This is a genomic window from Pseudomonas sp. NPDC098747 (assembly GCF_044760045.1).
GTDB lineage: Bacteria > Pseudomonadota > Gammaproteobacteria > Pseudomonadales > Pseudomonadaceae > Aquipseudomonas.
In genome coordinates, this window is record NZ_JBIWAL010000106.1 from 1 (window position 1) to 7,076 (window position 7,076).

Sequence of the window (7,076 nt, forward strand, 5' to 3'; positions counted from 1 at the left end):
ATCCCGGTAATCGGCGTTGTCGATACCAACAGCAGCCCGGAAGGCGTTGACTACATCATCCCAGGCAACGATGACGCAATCCGCGCTATCCAGCTGTACATGGGTTCGATGGCTGACGCTGTTATCCGTGGTCGCAGCAATGTTGGCGGCGGCACTGTAGAGTTCGCAGCTGAAGAAGCTCCGGCCGCTGCAGCTGAGTAATTGACGCCCTGGCGTTGACTCAGTAAGCAAAAAGGGGGCTTGGCCCCCTTTTTGCCACCTTGAAAACCATTTGTTAACAGCGCAGCTACAGCATTTGTAACGTGCAGCGGCTAACAAGGGTGATTCGGGAAGAATTGAACGCCCGTTCGATCGGGTGGAATGGTTGAAAACCTATCCAAGAGGAATTTGAAAATGGCAGAGATTACTGCAGCGTTGGTTAAAGAACTGCGTGAGCGTACCGGCGAAGGCATGATGGATTGCAAAAAGGCCTTGACCAAGGCCGGCGGCGACATCGAAAAAGCCATTGACGACATGCGTGCTTCGGGCGCCATCAAGGCCGCCAAGAAAGCCGGCAACGTAGCTGCTGAAGGCGCGATCGCTCTGGTTGAAGACGGTAAGTCTGCCGTTCTGCTGGAAGTGAACTCGCAGACCGACTTCCTCGCTCTGCAAGACGACTTCAAGGCATTCGTTGCTGCCAGCGTCAAAAAAGCATTCGACGAGAAGCTGACTACTGTTGAGCCTCTGATCGAAGCTCAAGAAGCTGATCGCCTGGTACTGGTCGGCAAGGTTGGCGAAAACGTCAACATCCGTCGTCTGGTTCGTGTTGAAGGTGATGTTGTTGGTGGTTACCTGCACGGCAACAAGATCGGTGTTGCAGTTGTTCTGAAAGGCGGCGACGTTGAGCTGGCCAAGGACATCGCTATGCACGTAGCGGCGACCAACCCTGAATTCCTGCTGCCATCGGAAGTTTCCGCTGAAGCGGTTGAGCGTGAGAAGGGCGTTTTCCTGAGCCTGAACGCTGACAAGATCGCTGGCAAGCCAGAAAACATCGTTGAAAACATGATCAAAGGCCGTATCAGCAAGTTCCTGGCTGAGGCGAGCCTGGTTGAGCAGGCGTTCGTCAAGAACCCTGAAATCAAGGTCGGCGACCTGGCCAAGAAGGCCGGCGCTGAAATCGTTTCCTTCACTTACTTCAAAGTAGGCGAAGGCATCGAGAAGCCGGTCGACAACTTCGCTGAAGAAGTTGCTGCCCAGCTGGCTGCCGCCAAGCAGTAAGACGGTTTTAAACTGTCGCCCGAAAGAGGCTGCCCGCTCACGCGCGCAGCCTCTTTTCAGATGGGGTCACCAATTATTTATTGGTTTCCACTTGGAACTGACTTACAAAGCCATGTTCCGATGGCGCTGAAGCAGTGCCAAGCTAGAGTGAACGCCAGCTGAAAACAGCTCGCAAAGAATTTTAAATACGCCGCAGGAGAGATTCGCAATGGCTCAGCAGGGCAGTGGTTATCAGGCTCGCTATAAACGCATTCTACTCAAGCTTAGCGGCGAGGCCCTGATGGGCTCGGAAGAGTTCGGGATCGATCCAAAAGTGCTGGATCGGATGGCGCTGGAAGTCGGCCAACTGGTCGGCATCGGCGTACAGGTCGGTCTGGTGATCGGCGGTGGCAACCTGTTCCGCGGCGAAGCCTTGAGCAAAGCCGGTATGGATCGGGTGACAGGCGACCACATGGGCATGCTGGCCACTGTGATGAACGCCTTGGCCATGCGTGACGCGCTGGAACGTGCGAATATCTCGGCAATCGTCATGTCGGCCATTTCGATGGTAGGCGTGACCGATCACTACGATCGCCGCAAAGCCATGCGTCACCTGAACTCCAAAGACGTCGTGATTTTCGCAGCCGGTACCGGTAACCCGTTCTTTACTACGGATTCGGCAGCCTGCCTGCGTGCAATCGAAATCGATGCCGATGTCGTGCTCAAGGCGACCAAAGTTGACGGCGTCTACACCGCAGATCCGTTCAAAGACCCGCATGCCGAGAAGTTCGATCATCTGACTTATGATGAAGTGCTGGATCGCAAGCTGGGTGTAATGGACCTGACTGCTATTTGCCTGTGCCGCGACCACAAGATGCCGTTGCGTGTATTCAACATGAACAAGCCCGGCGCCCTGCTGAACATCGTGCATGGCGGCGCTGAAGGCACCCTGATCGAGGAAGGTCAACAATGATCAACGAAATCAAGAAAGACGCTCAAGAGCGTATGCAGAAATCCCTGGACTCTCTGGCCCACGCATTTGGTCAGATTCGTACCGGCAAGGCTCACCCAAGCATTCTGGGCAGCGTGATGGTGCCGTACTACGGCGCTGATACCTCCATCACCCAAGTGGCCAACATCACCGTAAAAGACTCGCGCACCCTGCAAGTCGTGGCTTTCGAGCGCAATATGCTCGCGGCTGTCGACAAGGCAATCCAGAGCGCTGGTCTGAACCTCAACCCGACCAACCTGGGCGAGTTGTTGTTGATTTCCATGCCTGCCCTGACCGAAGAAACCCGTAAGGGCTTCACCAAGCAGGCGCGCAGTGCCGCAGAAGACGCTCGTGTTGCCGTGCGCAACATCCGTCGCGATGCGTTGGGCGATCTGAAAAAACTGGTTAAAGACAAAGAAATCAGCGAAGACGAAGAGCGTCGTGCTGCTGCCGATATCCAGAAGCTCACCGACAAGGCTGAGGCTGATATCGACGCGGCTACCAAGCAGAAAGAAGCGGATTTGATGGCCGTATAAGGGTCGAGTTTTTAATGGACAAGACCAAGCAGACTGCGCCGTCCGCGGTGCCGCGCCATGTCGCGATCATCATGGATGGCAACAATCGCTGGGCGAAAAAACGCTTTATGCCGGGTGTCGCCGGGCATAAGGCGGGCGTGGATGCGGTTCGTGCGGTAATCGAGGTGTGTGCCGAGGCCAAGGTCGAGGTGCTCACTCTGTTCGCTTTCTCCAGTGAAAACTGGCAGCGCCCGGCCGATGAGGTCAGCGCTTTGATGGACCTGTTTTTCAAAGCGCTGCGTCGTGAGGCCAAGCGCCTCAACGACAACAACATCAGCCTGCGCATCATTGGCGATCGCTCGCGCTTTCATCCTGAGCTTCAGGTTGCGATGCGCGAAGCCGAGGCCATGACCGCCGGTGCCAACCGTTTTATCCTGCAGATTGCCGCCAACTACGGCGGTCAGTGGGACATCGCACAAGCTGCACAGCGTCTGGCACGTGAAGTTCAGGCCGGGCATCTGCGCCCGGAGGACATCACTCCGGATCTGCTGCAAACCTGTCTGGCAACCGGCGATCTGCCGCTGCCAGACTTGTGCATCCGTACCGGTGGCGAGCACCGCATCAGCAACTTCCTGTTGTGGCAGCTGGCTTACGCCGAGTTGTACTTCTCCGACCTGTTCTGGCCGGACTTCAAACACGATGCCATGCGCACAGCGCTGGCCGATTTCGCTTCGCGCCAACGTCGTTTCGGTAAAACGAGCGAACAGGTCGAAGCTGGAGCCCGGGTTTAATGCTTAAACAACGAATCATCACTGCACTGATCTTGCTACCGATCGCCTTGTGCGGGTTTTTCCTGCTCGAAGGCTCTGGTTTTGCGCTGTTCATCGGTCTGGTCGTGAGCCTGGGTGCCTGGGAATGGGCGCGGCTGGCAGGCTTCACCGCACAATCGTTCCGCGTCGGTTTTGCCGCCGTCGTCGCATTGATGTTGTTCGTCATGTATGTGCTGCCCGGTCTTGCGCCGTGGGTGCTGGGTGCTTCGGTACTGTGGTGGGCTGTTGCGACTTATCTGGTGCTGACCTATCCACGTTCCAGTGAGCACTGGTCCAGCGCGGCCACCAAGCTGGTGATTGGCTTGCTGATTCTGCTGCCGGCCTGGCAAGGTCTGGTGCAGATCAAGCAGTACCCGTTGGGTAACTGGTTGATCATGGCTGTGATGGTGTTGGTCTGGGGTGCAGATATCGGCGCCTATTTCTCTGGCCGTAAATTCGGCAAGCGCAAGTTGGCCCCTCAAGTCAGCCCCGGTAAAAGCTGGGAAGGCGTTTACGGTGGTCTGGCGCTGAGTCTGGTGATCACCGCGATTGTCGGCCTGGTGCGTGACTGGACAGTGGCCGAGTTGCTCAAAGGTCTGATTGGCGCAGCGCTGATCGTCTTTATCTCGGTCGTGGGTGACCTGACCGAAAGCATGTTCAAGCGTCAGTCCGGCATCAAGGACAGCAGTAACCTGCTGCCCGGTCATGGCGGCGTGCTTGATCGCATCGACAGCCTGACCGCAGCCATTCCGGTCTTTGCCGTATTGCTGTGGATGGCTGCGCCGTGAGCCGCCCGCAACAGATTACCGTTCTGGGTGCTACCGGCTCGATTGGCCTGAGCACCCTTGATGTGATTGCGCGTCACCCTGAGCGTTATCAGGTGTTCGCACTGAGTGGTTTTACGCGCCTGAGCGAACTGTTGGCCTTGTGCATACGTCACGTGCCGCAATTTGCCGTTGTGCCGGAAGTCGCTGCAGCTCGCGGTTTGCAGGATGATTTGCGCGCTGCCGGTTTGGCGACCCGTGTGCTGGTGGGTGAGGCGGGCTTGTGTCAGGTCGCTTCTGCGCCGGAAGTCGATGCTGTCATGGCTGCGATCGTCGGTGCCGCCGGCCTGCGTCCAACGCTGGCTGCTGTTGAGGCTGGCAAGAAGATTCTCTTGGCAAATAAAGAGGCGCTGGTGATGTCCGGCGCCTTGTTCATGCAGGCAGTGCGCAAGAGTGGTTCGGTACTGCTACCGATCGACAGCGAGCACAATGCGATTTTCCAGTGCATGCCACGGGATTTCGCTACCGGATTAAGCAAAGTCGGTGTTCGTCGGATTTTACTCACAGCCTCTGGTGGGCCTTTCCGACAGACGCCTATGAGTGAATTGGCGCATGTTTCGCCGGAGCAGGCGTGTGCGCATCCGAACTGGTCAATGGGCCGCAAGATTTCAGTGGATTCGGCCAGCATGATGAACAAAGGTCTCGAGTTGATCGAGGCCTGCTGGTTGTTCGATGCAAAACCGGCGCAGGTCGAGGTGGTGATTCATCCGCAGAGCGTGATTCACTCGCTGGTCGATTATGTCGACGGCTCGGTCCTGGCGCAGTTGGGCAATCCTGACATGCGCACGCCGATCGCCAACGCGCTGGCCTGGCCGGAGCGTATTGACTCCGGCGTTGCGCCGCTGGATCTGTTTGCGATCGCGCGTCTGGACTTTGAAGCGCCGGACGAAGAGCGCTTCCCGTGCCTGCGTCTGGCGCGGCAAGCGGCCGAGGCGGGCGACAGCGCGCCGGCGATGCTCAATGCGGCCAACGAAGTGGCTGTGGCAGCGTTTCTCGACGGACGGGTTCGTTACCTGGAAATCGCGAGTATCATCGACGAGGTCTTGAATCTCGAGCCGGTCGTGGCACTGGATGATCTCGATGCCGTGTTCACGGCGGACGCGAAAGCGCGAGTTCTGGCCGGGCAATGGTTGGCTCGTCACGACCGATAGGTTTTGCAACATAATAGTTTCATGCGGCACTGAACGGGATTGCGGAGAAAGTAGATGAGCGCGCTCTATATGATTGCCGGCACCCTGATCGCCTTGGGTGTGCTGGTCACCTTTCACGAATTCGGCCACTTCTGGGTCGCGCGTCGCTGTGGCGTCAAGGTTCTGCGCTTTTCCGTAGGCTTTGGTATGCCGCTGCTGCGCTGGCACGACAAGCAAGGCACCGAGTTTGTCATTGCTGCGATTCCGCTGGGTGGCTACGTCAAGATGCTCGACGAGCGCGAAGGCGAAGTGCCGGTTGATCAGCAGGATCAGTCCTTCAATCGCAAGTCCGTTCGCCAGCGTATCGCCATTGTTGCGGCCGGCCCTATCGCCAACTTTCTGCTGGCCCTGGTGTTTTTCTGGGTGTTGGCGATGCTCGGTAGCGAGCAGGTGCGTCCGGTTATCGGTGCGGTCGAGTCCGGCAGTATCGCCGCGAAGGCTGGTTTGGTGGCAGGTCAGGAGATCGTCGCGATCGATGGCGAGCCGACCACTGGTTGGGCGGCGGTCAATTTGCAGTTGGTTCGCCGACTCGGCGAAAGCGGTTCACTGCAGTTGTTGGTGCGCGAGCAGGGGTCTACTGCGGATTCGCAGCGCGAACTGGTTCTGGATAAATGGCTTCAGGGTGCTGATGAGCCCGACCCGATCCGCTCGCTGGGGATTCGTCCGTGGCGTCCGGCCTTGCCGCCTGTGCTTGCTGAACTTGATCCAAAAGGCCCGGCCCAGGCCGCCGGCCTGAAAACAGGAGATCGTCTGGTGTCTCTTGACGGACAGGCGCTCAATGACTGGCAACAGGTGATCGATACCGTTCGTACGCGTCCTGATACCAAAATCTTGCTGCGAGTCGAACGCGATGGTGCTCAAATCGACGTCCCTGTCACTTTGGCGGCGCGCGGTGAAAGCAAGACGCCCAGCGGTTATCTGGGCGCGGGCGTAAAAGCTATCGACTGGCCGCCCGAGATGATCCGCGAAGTCAGTTATGGGCCATTGGCCGCGATTGGCGAGGGCGCTCGTCGCACTTGGACCATGAGCATCCTCACGCTGGATTCACTCAAGAAAATGCTGTTCGGCGAGCTCTCGGTAAAAAACTTGAGTGGACCGATAACCATTGCTAAAGTGGCGGGCGCTTCTGCCCAGTCGGGTGTCGCTGATTTCCTGAATTTCCTTGCTTATCTGAGTATTAGCCTGGGTGTTCTGAATTTGCTGCCCATTCCTGTACTGGATGGGGGGCATTTGTTGTTTTATCTGATCGAGTGGACGCGTGGTCGTCCCTTGTCGGATCGGGTGCAAGGTTGGGGGATACAGATAGGTAAAAGTTTGGTGGTCGGGGTGATGGTGCTTGCTCTGGTCAACGATCTGGGTCGACTGTAACGCTTCGCTGAATTGCGAATCTGCCGCATTTTGCGGCAGTTTGTTTATTGCCAGTTGGAATAAGAAAGGACTTCATGAAACGTCTGCTGCTAACTGCGGTTCTCACCGTATTGATGATCGCCGAAGTTCACGCTGAGTCCTTC

General features: G+C 57.2%; 8 protein-coding genes. All 8 read left to right on the top strand.

Going from position 1 to position 7,076, the window contains the following annotated elements; genetic code table 11:
- On the top strand, nt 1–201 hold a 201-nt coding region (locus tag ACIQVE_RS28840), incomplete at its 5' end, for a 30S ribosomal protein S2 (RefSeq protein WP_402815256.1).
- Between the two features lie 192 nt (nt 202–393).
- Nucleotides 394–1,257, top strand: coding sequence for a translation elongation factor Ts (gene tsf, locus ACIQVE_RS28845; protein WP_402815258.1), 864 nt, complete (start codon nt 394–396; stop codon nt 1,255–1,257).
- 208 nt (nt 1,258–1,465) lie between these two features.
- The gene (gene pyrH, locus ACIQVE_RS28850; RefSeq protein ID WP_003222124.1) at nt 1,466–2,209 is read left to right on the top strand and encodes a UMP kinase; all 744 of its coding nucleotides are present in this window, start codon (nt 1,466–1,468) and stop codon (nt 2,207–2,209) included.
- A complete protein-coding gene (gene frr / locus ACIQVE_RS28855; protein ID WP_042557876.1) occupies nt 2,206–2,763 on the top strand; it encodes a ribosome recycling factor in 558 nt (185 codons plus the stop codon). The genes pyrH and frr overlap by 4 nt, the downstream gene beginning before the upstream one ends.
- A 14-nt stretch (nt 2,764–2,777) precedes the next feature.
- Nucleotides 2,778–3,533 carry a polyprenyl diphosphate synthase gene (gene uppS, locus ACIQVE_RS28860; RefSeq protein WP_402815261.1) on the top strand — a complete coding sequence of 252 codons (756 nt, stop codon included), beginning with the start codon at nt 2,778–2,780 and terminating at the stop codon, nt 3,531–3,533.
- The gene (locus ACIQVE_RS28865; RefSeq protein ID WP_150594528.1) at nt 3,533–4,339 is read left to right on the top strand and encodes a phosphatidate cytidylyltransferase; all 807 of its coding nucleotides are present in this window, start codon (nt 3,533–3,535) and stop codon (nt 4,337–4,339) included. The genes uppS and ACIQVE_RS28865 overlap by 1 nt, the downstream gene beginning before the upstream one ends.
- Nucleotides 4,336–5,526, top strand: coding sequence for a 1-deoxy-D-xylulose-5-phosphate reductoisomerase (gene ispC, locus ACIQVE_RS28870; protein WP_402815264.1), 1,191 nt, complete (start codon nt 4,336–4,338; stop codon nt 5,524–5,526). Before ACIQVE_RS28865 ends, ispC begins: the two co-directional genes overlap by 4 nt.
- 54 nt (nt 5,527–5,580) lie before the next feature.
- Nucleotides 5,581–6,933: a sigma E protease regulator RseP gene (gene rseP / locus ACIQVE_RS28875; protein WP_402815266.1), complete on the top strand. Its 1,353-nt coding sequence runs from the start codon at nt 5,581–5,583 to the stop codon at nt 6,931–6,933.
- The last annotated feature ends 143 nt before the right edge of the window (nt 6,934–7,076 follow it).

Excerpts from the sequence above, each read along its gene's own strand:
- pyrH (WP_003222124.1), top strand. The coding sequence starts at position 1,466 with ATGGCTCAGCAGGGCAGTGGTTATCAGGCTCGCTATAAACGCATTCTA.
- ACIQVE_RS28865 (WP_150594528.1), top strand. The coding sequence starts at position 3,533 with ATGCTTAAACAACGAATCATCACTGCACTGATCTTGCTACCGATCGCC.
- uppS (WP_402815261.1), top strand. The coding sequence starts at position 2,778 with ATGGACAAGACCAAGCAGACTGCGCCGTCCGCGGTGCCGCGCCATGTC.
- rseP (WP_402815266.1), top strand. The coding sequence starts at position 5,581 with ATGAGCGCGCTCTATATGATTGCCGGCACCCTGATCGCCTTGGGTGTG.
- frr (WP_042557876.1), top strand. The coding sequence starts at position 2,206 with ATGATCAACGAAATCAAGAAAGACGCTCAAGAGCGTATGCAGAAATCC.
- tsf (WP_402815258.1), top strand. The coding sequence starts at position 394 with ATGGCAGAGATTACTGCAGCGTTGGTTAAAGAACTGCGTGAGCGTACC.